Source organism: Psychrobacter sp. SWN149 (genome assembly GCF_015864565.1).
In the GTDB taxonomy this organism is placed as follows: domain Bacteria; phylum Pseudomonadota; class Gammaproteobacteria; order Pseudomonadales; family Moraxellaceae; genus Psychrobacter.
Genome location: NZ_JADYWX010000001.1, coordinates 108,783 through 124,662 on the forward strand (window position 1 = coordinate 108,783; position 15,880 = coordinate 124,662).

The following is a 15,880-nucleotide window of genomic DNA, read 5'->3' on the forward strand; positions in this document are numbered from 1 at the left end:
TTTTATAAGGAGCCATCGTTTTTATAACACCCCAATCCCGCTCAATAACAACTGTCCGCCAGCAAACACTAATAACACGCCAAACGCACGTTTAAGCATCAGCGCAGGCAACACATGGGCGAGCTTGGCACCGACTTTTGCCATCGCAAAGCTAGCTACTGAAATACATAAAAAACCTGTGATATGTACAAAGCCTATCGTACCCTCAGGCAGATTGATCACGTCTTGACCAAACCATGCAAATCCTGCCGCGCCAGCCAATGCAATCGGTAGACCGCACGCCGCTGAAGTACCGACCGATTGTTTCATCGGTAGTCCCGCCCAGTTCAAAAACGGCACAGTCAAACTACCACCGCCAATCCCGAAGATAGACGATGCCATACCAATGCCCGTACCAGCACCAAACTGGACACCAGCAGAAGGCAATGGCTTGCCCAACTGTTCTTTATTAGAGAAAAACAGCATCTTAATCGCAACCAGAAGCGCACCAATACCAATGATGGCCTGTAGTGCCTGCCCATCAATCATATCTGCGATACCAGCACCGACTAAACTACCAATCACCAGTCCAAGCGCCATCTTGCGCCATACTTCCCAGCGTACGCCGCCACGCTTATTATGTGCAGTCAGTGAGCTGATTGAGGTCACTACAATGGTCGCCAGTGAGGTACCGATGGCCAAATGGGTGATCACTTCTGGCGAAAAGTCATAAGCGGTAAAAATCCACACCAATGCTGGCACGATAATCATGCCACCGCCCACGCCAAACAAGCCCGCGCTGACACCTGCAAACGCCCCTGCAATCACAAACCACACATATAACATCATAGAACGAACCTTTTATAATACTGACTGACGCTATAATACTCACTGCCGCTTAGGCGTACTCAATTGTATTTGCCAAATCTCAACGTGACCTTTATGCTGTCATTGACAATCGCCCAGTATATCAAAATTTCCTTTAACCACATCGACTAAACTTATGCTGCCACTCACGAATTCCTCTGCCTACTTATCTGAGCTCAATCACCGTCACGTTGTCAGCAGCGCCTCAACCAATAGCGAGCTGATAGAGCAAATCCAAAACGGCACATTAGATGCCACGGCAGTACAGCTGTTGACCGCTGAAACCCAGAGCGCCGGACGTGGACAACATGGCCGTTCATGGCAGTCGCCACGCGGCAATGTCTATCTGTCGTTATATCATCCTGTGCACATGCCGATCAGTGGTGTATTGTCACTCATCATCGGCGTTGAGCTGGCAAACATGCCTATCATTCAAACATTGAATGAACAGTTACAAGCGCAAGAGTTGACGCCAATTGGTGTCAAATGGGCAAATGATCTAGGATTCTATCAACAGCAAACTAAAACCTCAGATGAAGATAAATCTGTGGCGGTTGACTCGGTATCAGATAGCCCAGTATCGGAATCGGATAGCGTAGCATCGATGAATAGTGCCGTATCGACTCAGCGTACGCTACCCTTTAATAAACTGGCTGGAATTTTGATAGAGCCTGTCACTCAGTCTGGCAGAGTGGTCGGTGTGGTATTAGGTATCGGCCTCAATGTACAAGCTGCGCCAAAACTAACGGCGCAGACGTCTGAGGGCATGAGTTACCAAGCGATTAGCCTGCAAGATATTAATGAGATGCTACCTCCAGAGACACGTTCTGAGAGACTACCAGACCTACAAACCCTCTATCAGCAGATGAGTAAAGCATTGATGGCGACGATGACGCGCTTTGAGCATTTAGGGTTAGAGCAGCCCACCGGTCATACGTATTATTTGGATGGTTTTTTGGCACAATTTGCGGCGATGGATGCCCTAGCAGGTCTGCGCTTACGTGTCACCCAACACTATAATAACAAAGAGCATGTGGTGATCGGTCATGCTTGCGGTGTGGATACTCACGGGTGTTTGCAATTGCGCTTAGATAACGGTAATATTTCTACGCTTTTTACTGGACGCATCGACGTGATTTATTAAGTATATAGTCAAAGAAATCTAAAACAGCTACAAGGCAGCCGACCGCAGATTGTACATATCGTACCTCTAGGGAGGGTAATACCGTAGCAGTTTAATAGTTCGCCGGCTATAGATAACCATACTGACGAGCATCATATATTAACGAGCACGATATAAAGGGACTTTTATGCTCTGGCTTGATCTTGGAAATACCCGCCTGAAATACTGGCTCACCGATGATATCGGTCAGATAGTCACACATGATGCCAAACAGCATTTGCAAGCACCAGCCGAATTACTGATGGGTCTGACGGATCGCTTTGAGCGTTTTGCCCCTGACTTTATCGGTATCTCATCCGTATTGGGCGACAATCTCAATGCTCAGGTATCAGAGACCCTAAGCCGTCTCAATACGCCGTTTGAGTTTGTCCATGTGGATGCCGCGCATGCGCTGATGAAAAGTAACTATAATGATGAGCAGCTCGGCTGTGATCGTTGGCTACAGATGCTGGGTGCGGTCGATAAGAAAAAACGCCAGTGTGTCATCGGCTGCGGTACAGCGGTGACGATTGATTTGATTGATCACGCTGAGCATTTAGGCGGTTATATCTTCCCGAGTATCTACCTGCAACGTGAGTCGTTGTTTTCTGGTACCAAGCAGATCACCATCTCTAACGGTACATTCGATAGCGTTGGCCAAGGCCTGACCACACAGGATGCTGTGCACCGAGGTATCTTACTCTCTATCGTTGGTGCGATTAATGAGATTAGCCACCGTCATCCTAACTTTGAGTTGATTATGACCGGTGGTGATGCAGCCACGATCTCGCAGCACGTCAATCGCCCAGTACGCTTGCGTGATGATTTATTATTAAATGGTTTGGCAAGATACTTTGATTATCGGAATAAGTCATAATAGATAACTCAGTGTCACGTTGACATGAAAAAAGCAGTACGTTTTAAACGTACTGCTTTTTTATTTTATTATCGGAAAAGAGCTGAGGTCTCGCTAGCTATAGTTAGAGAAGTTTAAAATTGCTACAAGGCAGCCGACTGCAGATTGTACAAATAGTACATCTAGGGAGGCTAACACCGTAGCAGTTTAGTAGTTCTTTAACTATATTGCCCTAATCCTTTCTTATTTGGTCTCGTTAAACAGCTCACGACCGACTAGCATACGGCGGATTTCACTGGTTCCTGCGCCAATCTCATATAACTTAGCATCACGCCAGTAGCGACCAAGTGGATACTCATTGGTATAGCCATTACCGCCAAATATCTGAATACCCTCGCCTGCCATCCACGTGGCTTTTTCAGCACACCATAAAATCACACTGGCACAATCTTTACGCACTTCTCGACTATGACCGGCACCGCGCGCGTCCAACATATCGAGATTTTTTCCGACCGTATATAAGAAGCTACGACCTGCTTGCAATATCGTATACATGTCCGCGACTTTGCCTTGGATAAGCTGGAACTCACCGATGGCTTGACCAAACTGTTTACGGTCATGGATATAAGGCACCACATTGTCCATCACGGCTTGCATGATGCCAATAGGACCTGCAGCCAATACAGCGCGCTCATAATCTAGCCCGCTCATCAGTACCTTGACGCCCTCATTGAGCCCGCCCAAAATATTTTCGCTCGGCACGGTTACATTATTAAAGGTCATCTCACCCGTATGGCTACCACGCATGCCAAGTTTATCGAGCTTTTGCGCTGTGCCGAAACCTTCCATGCCTTTTTCAACGATAAACGCTGTCATGCCTTTGCCGCCCAGCTCTGGATTGGTCTTGGCATAAACTACCATCACGTCAGCATCGGGACCATTGGTAATCCACATCTTGCTACCATTCAACACATAGCTACCGTCTTTCTCTTCGGCTTTGAGCTTCATGCTAACGACGTCTGAGCCAGCGCCCGTCTCACTCATTGCAAGTGCACCGATGAATTCACCGCTGACCAGTTTTGGCAAGTACTTTTGTTTTTGTGCTTCACTACCGTTACGTTTGATTTGGTTAATACATAGGTTTGAGTGTGCACCATAGCTCAATGCTACAGAAGCGGACGCACGGCTAATCTCTTCCATCGCGACCATATGTGCGACGTAACCCATATTAGAGCCGCCGTACTCTTCAGGGACGGTAATGCCATGTAGACCGATGTCACCCATCTTTTGCCACAGATCCATAGGGAACTCATCACTACTGTCGATTTCGCTTGCACGTGGAGCGATTTCATTGGCCGCAAACTGCTGTACCATATCGCGTAATGCATCAATATCTTCGCCAAGCTGAAAATTCAATCCAGGTAAACTCATAACTATTCCTTGTATTTTAGTATTTAATTTTTACAATAACTTTTTAAGACTGACGTTTGTTAATTAAAGCTCGTGCCACATTTGAGCCATTCGGACGCTTTAAAAACGCACTGATACGCTCGCCTGCCACGACCAATTTATCCAAATCGATACCGGTGCTGATACCCATACCATGCAGCATATACACCACATCTTCGGTTGCCACATTACCCGTTGCACCTTTGGCATAAGGACAGCCACCAAGACCAGCCACTGAGGTATCAAACTCACTAACACCCATTTGTAAGGCAGCCAAAGTATTGCTCAATGCTTGGCCATAAGTATCATGAAAATGCCCAGATAGCATAGAGATATCAGCATACTCAAGTGCAGCTTGCAACGCTCGTTGTACTTTGAGCGGTGTACCAACACCAATGGTATCTGCAATACCAATCTGCTCTGCACCAATCTCTATCAGACGCTTGGTCACATAGGCTACTTGGCTTGGGTCAATCTCACCTTCATAAGGACAGCCGACCGTACAAGAGATAACGCCTCGTACTTTGATACCCTGCGCTTTTGCAGCCGCTGCCACTGGTGCAAAACGTTCGATACTCTCATCAATACTACAATTGATGTTTTTTTGACTAAAGGTTTCACTGGCTGAGCCGAAAATAACGACTTCATCAGGACGATGCAAAATTGCATTTTCAAAACCGCGCATATTGGGTACTAGGACTGAGTAGCAAACTTCCGTCTGCCTCGTAGGCGCTAGCGCGTCAAGCAGCGCGCTATTATCACCCATTTGTGGCACCCACTTTGGCGAGACAAAACTGGTCGCTTCTAGCTTTTTGACACCGGCTGCAATCAAATCATTGATAAGTGTTTGCTTAACCTCAGTCGGTACCGTCGTTGACTCGTTTTGCAAGCCATCGCGTGGACTGACATCAACGATGGTGACATGGCTTGGATACGAATGGCTCATACTTATCATCCTTTTTAATGCTCGCCTTTCTATAGTCGATTCAATTTAAAAATAATACCGTATTGCTGGGATAGATTTTGCGAAGCCTCTGGAGCGCGAAGCGCACAGCAAGCGAGGAAAATGTATACCAGTAGAAAGCTATTTTGAACGTACTTCTTTTATATTGCACTGACTATATTATTCTTCCGTCAGCTATTCGCTTTCAGTGTCAATGCGTAATAACTCATCACCATCAGCGACCAAATCACCTGCTGCAAATAGCAATTCTGCCACAACCCCATCTGTCGGCGCAGTAATGGTATGCTCAATTTTCATAGCTTCGATGACTGCTAACGGCTCGCCTTTTTTCACAGTATCGCCAACCGCCACTTTAAAGGCCACTACTTGACCTGGCATCGGTGACTTTAAACTACCTACCGCTGCGGACTCTTCGCCTACGTGCGCCATGATATCAACAAGCGTAATTTCGTCACGGCCACTGTCTGTGAACACATAAACGGTCTCATTAAGTACCCAACTTTGCGCGCTAGTACGTGCACCATCTAACCATAACGTATGATTGTGTTCGTCACTACTGGTATAGCTCACCTGACCTTCATAGACTGTTTCGGTCTGAGCAGCTACGTTAATATTGTCATTATCCTGCGTGTTAGCGATTTCTTTTTCAATAACAAGCGTAAAGCTGCTCGACTTGTCACTGCCTTTTTTACTATCAGAACAACTTGCATTATGCCAGTTGCTCAGGCGGGCAGTATAAGCACTCTTATCATAAACCAAGCTGAATGAGCGAGTGTAATCGTTATAAGCACGGAAGCCAGTAGGTTTGCTAAATGGATCAATATCTGACTCTTGCATTGCCATCTCGCTTGCAAGCTGACGAGTAATAGCGGTCACAACCAGCGTCGATAAAGCTAAAGGCTGCTGATTAAAAATCGCATCACGCTCATGTTCAATCAATGCCGTATCGAGATTGGCTTGGCTAAATGAATCGGTATTTAAAATATAGCGTAAAAATGCCGCGTTATTCGGCAAACCCACGATACGCGTTTGGGCAAGCGCGCGATCGAGCTTGGCTAATGCTTGCTCTCGCGTTGGCGCATGAACGATGAGCTTGGCAATCATAGAATCATAGAACGGGCTAATCACATCACCTTCGCGCACGCCATCATCGATACGCACGCCAGTACCGTCTTTATCAATCATAAAGGTGCTGTGTTCAGGTTTTTGATACGTAAATAACGTACCTGTCGCTGGTAAGAAGCTATTGTCAGGGTTTTCAGCACAGATGCGCGCCTCAATTGCATGACCGTTGATAGTCAGATCGGCTTGGGTTTTTGGCAATGGCTGACCTGCTGCGACTAAAAGCTGCCACTCGACCAAATCAACACCAGTAATCGCTTCGCTGACTGGATGCTCAACCTGCAACCGCGTATTCATCTCCATGAAATAAAAATTCATAGAATCTTCGCGCTGCTCAACGATGAACTCAACTGTGCCTGCGCCAACATAATCGACCGCGCGAGCCGCTTCGATGGCAGCGGTTCCCATCGCTTCACGCATCGCAAGATCAACACCCGGCGCAGGCGCTTCTTCTAATACTTTTTGGTGACGGCGCTGTACGGAGCAATCACGCTCAAATAAATGCACATAGTTGCCATGCGTATCACCAAATACTTGGATTTCGATATGGCGCGGTTTTAAGGCGTATTTTTCAACCAACACTTTATCATCACCGAAGCTCGTAATGGCTTCACGGCGACATGAGTCTAGCAAGTCAATAAAGTCGCTGCTTTGCTCCACAATACGCATGCCTTTACCGCCACCACCCGCACTTGCTTTGATTAAGACTGGATAGCCAATGCTATCGGCCTGCTGCTGCAAAAATTCTGCATCTTGATTGTCACCGTGATAGCCCGGTATCAGTGGTACGCCAGCTGTTTCCATCAACCGTTTGGATTCAGACTTGCCGCCCATGGCACGGATAGCATCAGCCGATGGACCGATAAAGGCCAGTCCTGCATCCTGACAAGCTTGCGCAAAGTCAGCATTTTCGCTTAAAAATCCATAACCCGGATGAATCGCTTGTGCGCCAGTTTCAAGCGCTATCGCAATAATCGCATCACCTTTAAGATAGCTGTCTTTCGGCGCTGAACCACCCAAATAAATAGCCTCATCACAAACAGCCACATGCTTGGCTTCACGATCCGCATCAGAGTAAACAGCGACGGTGCTGACACCCAGACGCTTGGCAGTCGCGGCTACGCGGCAGGCAATTTCACCACGGTTGGCAATTAGAATTTTAGAAAACATAACTATCCCTGTGTGTTATCGTTTTTATTTGAGGTCTTGTCTATTTACTCATTTATCTCTCGTGCATTATTAATCTGCCGTCAACCAACTGGGCTTACGTTTTTGCAAAAAGGCTTGCACGCCCTCTTTACCTTGCTCTGATGAGCGAATATCAGCGATGCCTTTTACTGTATCGGCAATCAGCTCATCAGTGATGGGTGCACCCGCGACATTGTGTAATAGCTGTTTGCAAGTTTTGACTGCATCAGGGCTGTTTTTGACGACTTTGCTACAAAATATAGCGACCTCATCAGCTAGCCATTCTTCGCTAACACGCTCATGGATAAAGCCAAGCTGACGTGCCTTTTTAGCATCAAACACTTCAGCACTTAAGAAGTAACGCTGCGATGCTCTAGCGCCTAGTGCTCGGATGACATAAGGGCTGATAGTCGCAGGAGCTAAGCCTAAACGCACTTCACTGAGGCAGAAGTTAGCAATTTTGACGGCGATGGCCACATCACAAACAGCGACTAGACCCATGCCACCGGCATAAACATCGCCTTGGATGGCCGCAACTGTTGGTTTCGGACACTCGTAAATAGTTTTAAGCATTTGTGCCAATTTGTCCGCGTCTGCTAGATTTTCTTCATAGCTATAATCCGCCATGGCCCGCATCCAATTCAAATCGGCTCCTGCACAGAATGCCTTACCAGCAGCGGCTAGCACAATGACGCGTACCTCATCATCAGCACCAAGCGTATTGAATGCATTGGTTAGCTCAGCAATCATTTCATCGTTAAAGGCATTACGTATTTCAGGGCGGTTTAACGTCACCGTAGCCACGTGTTGTTCCACTTTAACCAGTAGGCTTTTATAATTTTCATCACTGTTTTTTTGCATTATCTTCTCTATATTTTTTATGTAAATACTTAAACAAACTCTTGGTCAATCCATAATAATATTAATACAAGGAAACCGAATGTAGATGTACAAATCGTACTTCAAATGAGGTTGACGCAGTAGTAGCTTATTATGGGAAGGCCTTAAAACTATTACATTCTAAAGACACCAAACGTCGTCTCTTCAATCGGCGCGTTATAGGCAGCGCTCAACCCTAATGCCAATACATGTCGCGTATCAGCAGGATCAATCACGCCGTCATCCCATAGACGTGCGGTGGCATAATATGGATGACCTTGCTTTTCATACATATCGAGAATCGGTGCTTTAAATGCCGCCTCGTCCTCATCACTCCATGCTTCGCCTTTACGGTCAAAATTGTCACGCTTGACCGTTGCCAAGACCGATGCTGCTTGCTCGCCGCCCATTACCGAGATACGTGCATTTGGCCACATCCATAAGAAACGCGGGCTATAAGCACGACCACACATGCCGTAGTTACCAGCACCGAATGAACCACCGACAATGACCGTGAACTTTGGTACTTTGGCATTGGCGACTGCCATGACCATTTTGGCACCATGACGCGCAATGCCTTCGTTTTCATATTTGCGACCGACCATAAAGCCAGTGATGTTTTGCAAAAATACTAATGGGATTTTGCGTTTACAGCATAGCTCAATAAAGTGCGTGCCTTTCTGCGCTGACTCACTAAATAAGATGCCATTGTTGGCAATGATACCGACTGGCATCCCTTCGATATGAGCGAAGCCGCACACCAACGTCGTACCAAAGCGTGATTTAAATTCATCAAAAGCACTGTCATCGACGATACGAGCAATGATTTCTTTGATATCAAATGGCTTGCGCTTGTCCGTTGGAATGACGCCGTATAGCTCTTTGGCATCGTAGCGTGGTGGACGTGATTTGATTTGATTAGGCACTTGCTTCGCAGGACGATTTAGATGGCTAATAATATTGCGCGCAATCGATAACGCATGAGTATCGCTCTGTGCTAAGTGATCGACGACACCTGACAGACGAGTATGCACATCGCCGCCGCCCAAGTCTTCGGCTGTGACCTCTTCACCTGTCGCCGCTTTGACCAGTGGTGGACCACCTAAAAAGATGGTGCCTTGGTCTTTGACGATAATAGACTCATCACTCATCGCTGGCACATAAGCCCCGCCAGCCGTACAGCTGCCCATGACCACAGCAATCTGTGGAATACCTGCCGCACTCATATTGGCCTGATTAAAGAAGATACGACCAAAGTGCTCTTTATCGGGGAACACGTCATCTTGATTGGGTAAGTTAGCGCCACCTGAATCCACCAAATAGACACAAGGCAAGTTATTCTCTTGCGCGATTTCTTGCGCACGCAGATGTTTTTTGACCGTCATTGGATAATAAGTGCCGCCCTTTACCGTGGCATCATTACAAACGATCATACATTCGGTACCATTGATACGACCGATACCCGCAATCACGCCAGCGGCTGGAATCTCTTCGCCATACATATCATGCGCTGCCATCGGTGCCACTTCTAAAAATGGCGTACCCACATCGAGCAAACGCTCAACACGCTCACGGGGCAAGAGTTTGCCACGGGCTAAATGCTTGGCACGTGCACGCTCTGAACCGCCTTGCACGACTTTACGTAAGTGACCATATAAGTCATCGACCACCGCTTGCATTGCGGCACTGTTTTGCTGAAATTCAGCGGCGTTTGGACTCAGTTTACTGGTTATGATAGCGCTCATGACATCCCTTTTCTTTAGTGCGTAAATGCAAGTGGCTTTTTTATTTTATGCTTTATTTTAGCTTTTACTCATATATCTTATTCATAAAATAACAGATAAGAGTGGTTAAATTTCTACAAACCTAACTCGTCTTTCATTTGTTCAATGATTTTATATTTCTGAATTTTTCCAGTGATGGTCATCGGATATTCAGTGACAAAGCGATAATAAGTCGGAACCTTATAATGGGCAATATGCTCGCTACAGAACTCACGCACTTCCTCTTCCGTCAAGCTGTCTGCTTCTTTAGGAATAATCCAAGCCGCGAGTACTTCACCATACTTTTTATCAGGAATACCGACGATTTGCACATCACGAATCTTTGGATGACGATAAAGGTAGTTTTCGATTTCGACAGGATAAATATTTTCGCCGCCGCGAATGACCATGTCTTTACTACGACCAACGATTTTGACATAACCGTCCTCATCCATCGTAGCCAAATCGCCCGTATGCATCCAACCGTCTTGGATGGCCGCGCGGGTTTTGAAGCGGCTGCCCCAATAGCCTTTCATCACTGAATAACCGCGTGTGAGTAGTTCGCCTGTCTCGCCCAAGGCTACAGTCTCACCCGTTTCCGTATTGACGACTTTAACCTCAAGCGCAGGCTGCACTAAGCCAACGGTCGATACTTGCTTATCAAGCGGCGTATGTTCATTGGTCTGGCAAGATACTGGACTGGTCTCTGTCATGCCATACGCAATGGTGACCTCACTCATGTGCATCTCATCGATGACACGGCGCATGACTTCGATCGGACAACTAGAGCCCGCCATGATACCCGTGCGCAAAGTCGATAAATCAAAGTTTTTAAACTCCGGATGGTCGAGCTCTGCGATAAACATCGTTGGCACACCATGTAAACCCGTACATTTTTCTTCTTCGACTGCTTTCAATACGGTTAGCGGCTCAAAGCCGTCATTCGGATAAACGATACAGCCGCCATGCGTGAGAATCGCGAGGTTGCCAAGCACCATACCAAAGCAATGATACAAGGGCACAGGAATACACAGCTTATCTTCTTCGGTGAGATTCATTGCCTCACCGATGAAGTAACCGTTGTTAAGAATATTACGATGGCTTAAGGTTGCCCCTTTTGGCGTACCAGTTGTGCCACTGGTGAACTGCACATTGATAGCATCCGTGTTTTTGAGCTGGGCTTGGCGCTCTGCAACCCGGGGATCGTTGGCATCGCCTTCCACCATCCATGCAGAGAATTTCTGCATAAAACCAAAGGTTTCTTCAGACTCAGGCTCATCAATCCAAATGATACGCTCAATCGTCGGAATCTCGACCAAATCAAGCTGGGTATAGTCTTTATGATAAATTTCAGGACACAGTTCACTGATGAGACTGGCGTAATCGCTAGTTTTGAAATGGCGCATAAGCACGAGCGCTGAACAGCCCAGTTTATTCAAGGCATATTGCAGCTCAAAGGTACGATAGGCAGGGTTGATATTGACGAGAATGACGCCAACTTTTGCCGTGGCCAATTGCATGAGCAACCATTCAGCATTGTTGTGTGACCAAATACCGATGCGATCGCCGATTTCCAGCCCCATCTCAATCATACTGCTTGCCAGTTGATTGACTTGCTGTTGTAGCTCGCGGTAGGTCCAGCGGATGTTTTGATGGCGAGAAACCAAAGCTTCGCGCTCTGGATACTTGGATACGATAGCATCAAAAAAATCACCGATAGTCGCTTCAATGAGCGGCACATCAGGACCTTTATCATAGCTTTGGGTAAGCGGTGCATTTGCTGAGCGTGCGCCCATATTAATACTAGGAATGCTATTTAGAATAGTATCAAAATCAATTTGAGTCGCATCAAAATTAGAAGTTTGCGTCATAACGAGTCCTTTCGTTTTACTTTTTATCGTATTTGTCATTTATAGATAGTACGTGCTGATAGCCGGCAGACCCGTCACTCTTCCTTGAATAGGTCTTTTATAGATTGTCACTACTATACCGTTGTAAACAAACGGCTGTCAATCATAGTAATACAATGCGTATCATTTAATTAGTCATTAATATTCCGTCTTAGTAAAAGGTAACATAGAATCATAGCAAATTTTTGACATAAAAAAGCCAGTCTCATTATTCATACTGAGGCTGGCTTTTACAGCAAATGAGGCTATTAATGTTGAATAGTGACACTATATAAGTGTCTGTGTTTGATAACGGCTAGTTTGATAGCAGCCCCTGCCCACAGCTCTAAATCACCCTAGACCCAACTCCTCTACCATTTGCTCAACAATTTTGAACTTCTGAATTTTACCAGTGACCGTCATTGGATATTCCGTCACAAAGCGATAATAAGTCGGTACTTTATAATGGGCGATATGCTCACCACAGAATTGGCGCACCTCCTCTTCAGTCAAACTGTCTGGTTCTTTTGCAATAATCCACGCTGCCAACACTTCACCATACTTCTTATCAGGAACCCCGACGATTTGTACATCGCGAATCTTCGGATGACGATAAAGATAGTTTTCGACTTCGACGGGATAGATATTTTCGCCGCCGCGAATAATCATGTCCTTACTACGACCCACCACAGTGATATAACCGTCCTCATCCATGGTCGCAAGGTCACCCGTATGCATCCAGCCATCTTGAATGGCCGTCCGTGTCTTAGCGCGGCTGCCCCAATACCCTTTCATAACCGCATAGCCATGCGTAAGTAGCTCGCCCGTCTCTCCAATCGGGACGACATTGCCCGTTTCAGTATCGATGATTTTGGCTTCAAGCGCAGGCAGCACCATCCCTACGGTAGAGACTCTCTTTTCAAGGGGCGTCTGCGAGCTGGTCTGACAAGAAGCCGGACTGGTCTCAGTCATACCATAAGCAATCGTCACCTCGCTCATGTGCATCTTATCCATGACACGGCGCATGACCTCAATCGGACAGCTAGAGCCGCCCATAATGCCCGTGCGTAGGCTCGACAAATCAAAACTGTCAAATTCTGGATGATCGAGCTCTGCAATAAACATCGTCGGTACACCAAGCAGCGCCTTACATTTTTCTTCTTCTATGGTTTGCAATACAGTTAACGGATCAAAGCCATCATTAGGATAAACCGCACAGCCTCCATGCGTTAATATAGCGAGATTACCGCCCACCATCCCAAAGCAATGATAGAGCGGCAGCGGAATACATAGCCTATCCTCTTCTGTCAGCTTTAAGCCTTCACCCATAAAATAACCGTTATTCAAGATATTTCGATGCGTGAGCGTAGCGCCTTTCGGTGTGCCAGTCGTGCCACTGGTAAACTGCACACTAATAGCATCGGTGTTCTTCAGCTGGGCTTGGCGCTCTGCTACGCGTAGATCGTTGGCATCGCCTTCTGCCATCCACGTAGAGAATTTCTGCATAAAACCAAACGCTTCATCAGATGCTGGTTCATCAATCCAGATGATGCGCTCAATCGTTGGAATCTCGACCAAATCAAGCTGAGTATAATCTTTATGATAAATCTCAGGACACAGCTCACGAATCATTTGCGCATAGTCACTCGTCTTGAAATGACGCATTAATACCAATGCCGAACAGCCCAGTTTATTCAGCGCATACTGCAACTCAAAGGTACGATAAGCAGGATTAATATTGACCAAAATGATGCCAATTTTTGCGGTCGCTAATTGCATCAGCAGCCATTCAGCATTGTTATGCGACCAAATAGCGATACGATCCCCAATCTCAAGCCCCATCTCAATCATACTACTTGCCAACTGATTGGCTTTTTTCTGTAGCTCGCGATACGTCCAGCGGATATTTTGATGGCGAGAAACCAAGGCTTCACGCTCAGGAAATTTATGGACAATCGCATCAAAAAAATCACCAATGGTCGCCTCAATCAGCGGCACATCAGGACCTTTATCATGGCTTTTGGTGAGTGGCGCATTTGCAGAACGTGCGCTTATATGAACTTTGGGAACGTTGTTAAGAATACTGTCAAAATCGGTAATCTGCGTCATCACGAGTCCTTTCGTTGTGCTATTTAATGTTGGTATGGCTATGCAACTGCTTATTAGACAACTTTTTATAATCGTAGAAAGTAAAATGTACCACTACCTTAAATACGATATTCTTCCTTGGATATGTTTTATCACTAGACGTGATAGTAAAATTACGCTTAGCCAATATAGCGCCTTAAACAAAAGACTGTCAATCCTATAGATACAGTGCGTATCGATTATGATTGATATAAAAGGTTATGTAGTCAAAGAAATCTAATATTGCTACAAGGCAGCCGACCGCGGATTGTACATATAGTACCTCTAGGAAGGGTAACACCGTAGCGGTTTACTAGTTCGCTGACTATAGATATAAAAAAGCCAGTGCTGCATAAAGATGGCGACACTGGCTATGGTCTTAATACTTTTACAATTAGGCTTTATCCGTTAGGCTTTAAGCACTGCAGGCGCTTTAATAGTAACTGTTGCGCTAACTTCATCACTATCATTTAGCAAGTCCATGACCAACTCTTCATCACTTTCCATTTTAACCTGCCAATTGCCAGTCGCTTGTGGCACACCTGTCACCATGACAGAGATTGCTTTGTTTTTCAGGCGAATCATTGGCGGTTTATGCTCATAACCATTATGCTCTAGGCCCAATACATCATCAGCAATAGTAGCAGCCTGCGCGCGTAATGGCGCGACATAGCGACACGGTACACCATCGATAGACATACAGTCACCAATCGCATAAATATTGGCTGTACTGGTACGCAAAGTCGGCGCATCCACCACGATACCAGTGCGACGATTGAATTCTACACTAGCAGCAGTAGGCAGCTTATCATCGACCGTCAGACCTGTACTGGCAATCACATGGTCTACGATGAGCGGTTCAATTGGCTCAGCAGTCATACTGTCTGTCGCTGATAGCAGTGCCTCGTAACTAACTTCTAGTTTTTCATCACTGAGACGCGTAATAGTAGATACTTGATAACCCCCTAAAAAGTTAATCCCTTGCGACTTCACTGCTTGGGCGATACGAGCCGTTGCTTTTGTTGGTAGCATTTGTGATAGTGGCGCATCGTTTAAATCAATGAGCGTCACCTGATGACCAGCTTTGAGTAAGTCTTCTGCAATCTCGGTCCCAACCATACCTGCACCGACGATAGCAACGTGCTGACTGCCAGTGGCTAGCTTTTCTTGCAGCTGTCCAAAACGCTCAATATGATTGACGTGCCAAACTAAATCCTCTGGCAAGCTTTTTGGGAAGATAGGATGCGCACCCATCGCCAGTACCAACTTACCATAACTGATCGTGGCATAATCCGTGTTGGCTGGATCTGAGCGCTGTGCAGATATAAGCTGCAACTGTTGAGTGGTCGTATCAACATCCGTTACTTGCGTGTTAGCAAGTAGCTTAACATTTGCCGCTTCTGCGGCGTCAACACCAGTGGCTCTAACCAAATCTGCCGCACTTTTCTTTTGGCTAATGGCCATGGTCAGCATTGGTTTATGATAACGATCACCACTATCAGCTGTCACCAACGTAATCGGAATGTCTTTGTCTTTTGCACGAATGGCATCAATCACATGCCAGCCTGCCAAACCTGCACCAATGATGACGATACCTTTAGATGATGCTACTGATGGATTTTCTACACTCATATG

11 protein-coding genes are annotated in these 15,880 nt (G+C 46.2%); 2 read left to right on the plus strand and 9 right to left on the minus strand.

Annotation, left to right across the window (positions count from 1 at the left end):
* Positions 1–21 precede the first annotated feature (21 nt).
* Complete coding sequence (locus I6E86_RS00445; RefSeq protein WP_197174969.1) at positions 22–825, minus strand: sulfite exporter TauE/SafE family protein; 804 nt, start codon at positions 823–825, stop codon at positions 22–24.
* A gap of 157 nt (positions 826–982) precedes the next feature.
* Between I6E86_RS00445 and I6E86_RS00450 the strand changes: the two genes are divergently transcribed.
* On the plus strand, positions 983–1,990 hold the full coding sequence (locus I6E86_RS00450; RefSeq protein ID WP_197174607.1) for a biotin--[acetyl-CoA-carboxylase] ligase: 1,008 nt from the start codon (positions 983–985) through the stop codon (positions 1,988–1,990).
* A 166-nt stretch (positions 1,991–2,156) separates the two neighbouring features.
* Complete coding sequence (locus tag I6E86_RS00455) at positions 2,157–2,885, plus strand: pantothenate kinase (protein ID WP_197174608.1); 729 nt, start codon at positions 2,157–2,159, stop codon at positions 2,883–2,885.
* 222 nt (positions 2,886–3,107) lie between these two features.
* Here I6E86_RS00455 and I6E86_RS00460 read toward each other — a convergent pair whose 3' ends face one another.
* The 8 genes from I6E86_RS00460 to I6E86_RS00495 all read right to left on the minus strand — a co-directional run bounded on the left by I6E86_RS00460 (position 3,108) and on the right by I6E86_RS00495 (position 15,877).
* Positions 3,108–4,295: an isovaleryl-CoA dehydrogenase gene (locus I6E86_RS00460; protein WP_197174609.1), complete on the minus strand. Its 1,188-nt coding sequence runs from the start codon at positions 4,293–4,295 to the stop codon at positions 3,108–3,110.
* 43 nt (positions 4,296–4,338) lie between these two features.
* Positions 4,339–5,259, minus strand: a complete 921-nt coding sequence (locus I6E86_RS00465) for a hydroxymethylglutaryl-CoA lyase (protein WP_197174610.1) — start codon at positions 5,257–5,259, stop codon at positions 4,339–4,341.
* Positions 5,260–5,451: 192 nt separating this feature from the next.
* Positions 5,452–7,569, minus strand: a complete 2,118-nt coding sequence (locus tag I6E86_RS00470) for an acetyl/propionyl/methylcrotonyl-CoA carboxylase subunit alpha (protein ID WP_197174611.1) — start codon at positions 7,567–7,569, stop codon at positions 5,452–5,454.
* 69 nt (positions 7,570–7,638) lie between these two features.
* Complete coding sequence (locus tag I6E86_RS00475; RefSeq protein ID WP_197174612.1) at positions 7,639–8,448, minus strand: enoyl-CoA hydratase/isomerase family protein; 810 nt, start codon at positions 8,446–8,448, stop codon at positions 7,639–7,641.
* A gap of 152 nt (positions 8,449–8,600) precedes the next feature.
* Positions 8,601–10,211 carry a carboxyl transferase domain-containing protein gene (locus I6E86_RS00480; protein ID WP_197174613.1) on the minus strand — a complete coding sequence of 537 codons (1,611 nt, stop codon included), beginning with the start codon at positions 10,209–10,211 and terminating at the stop codon, positions 8,601–8,603.
* Positions 10,212–10,324: 113 nt separating this feature from the next.
* Positions 10,325–12,100, minus strand: a complete 1,776-nt coding sequence (locus I6E86_RS00485) for an AMP-binding protein (protein WP_197174614.1) — start codon at positions 12,098–12,100, stop codon at positions 10,325–10,327.
* 369 nt (positions 12,101–12,469) lie between these two features.
* Positions 12,470–14,227 (minus strand): AMP-binding protein, encoded by a 1,758-nt coding sequence (locus I6E86_RS00490; protein WP_197174615.1) that lies wholly within the window; start codon positions 14,225–14,227, stop codon positions 12,470–12,472.
* Between the two features lie 426 nt (positions 14,228–14,653).
* A complete protein-coding gene (locus I6E86_RS00495; protein WP_197174616.1) occupies positions 14,654–15,877 on the minus strand; it encodes an FAD-dependent oxidoreductase in 1,224 nt (407 codons plus the stop codon).
* Positions 15,878–15,880: the final 3 nt, after the last annotated feature.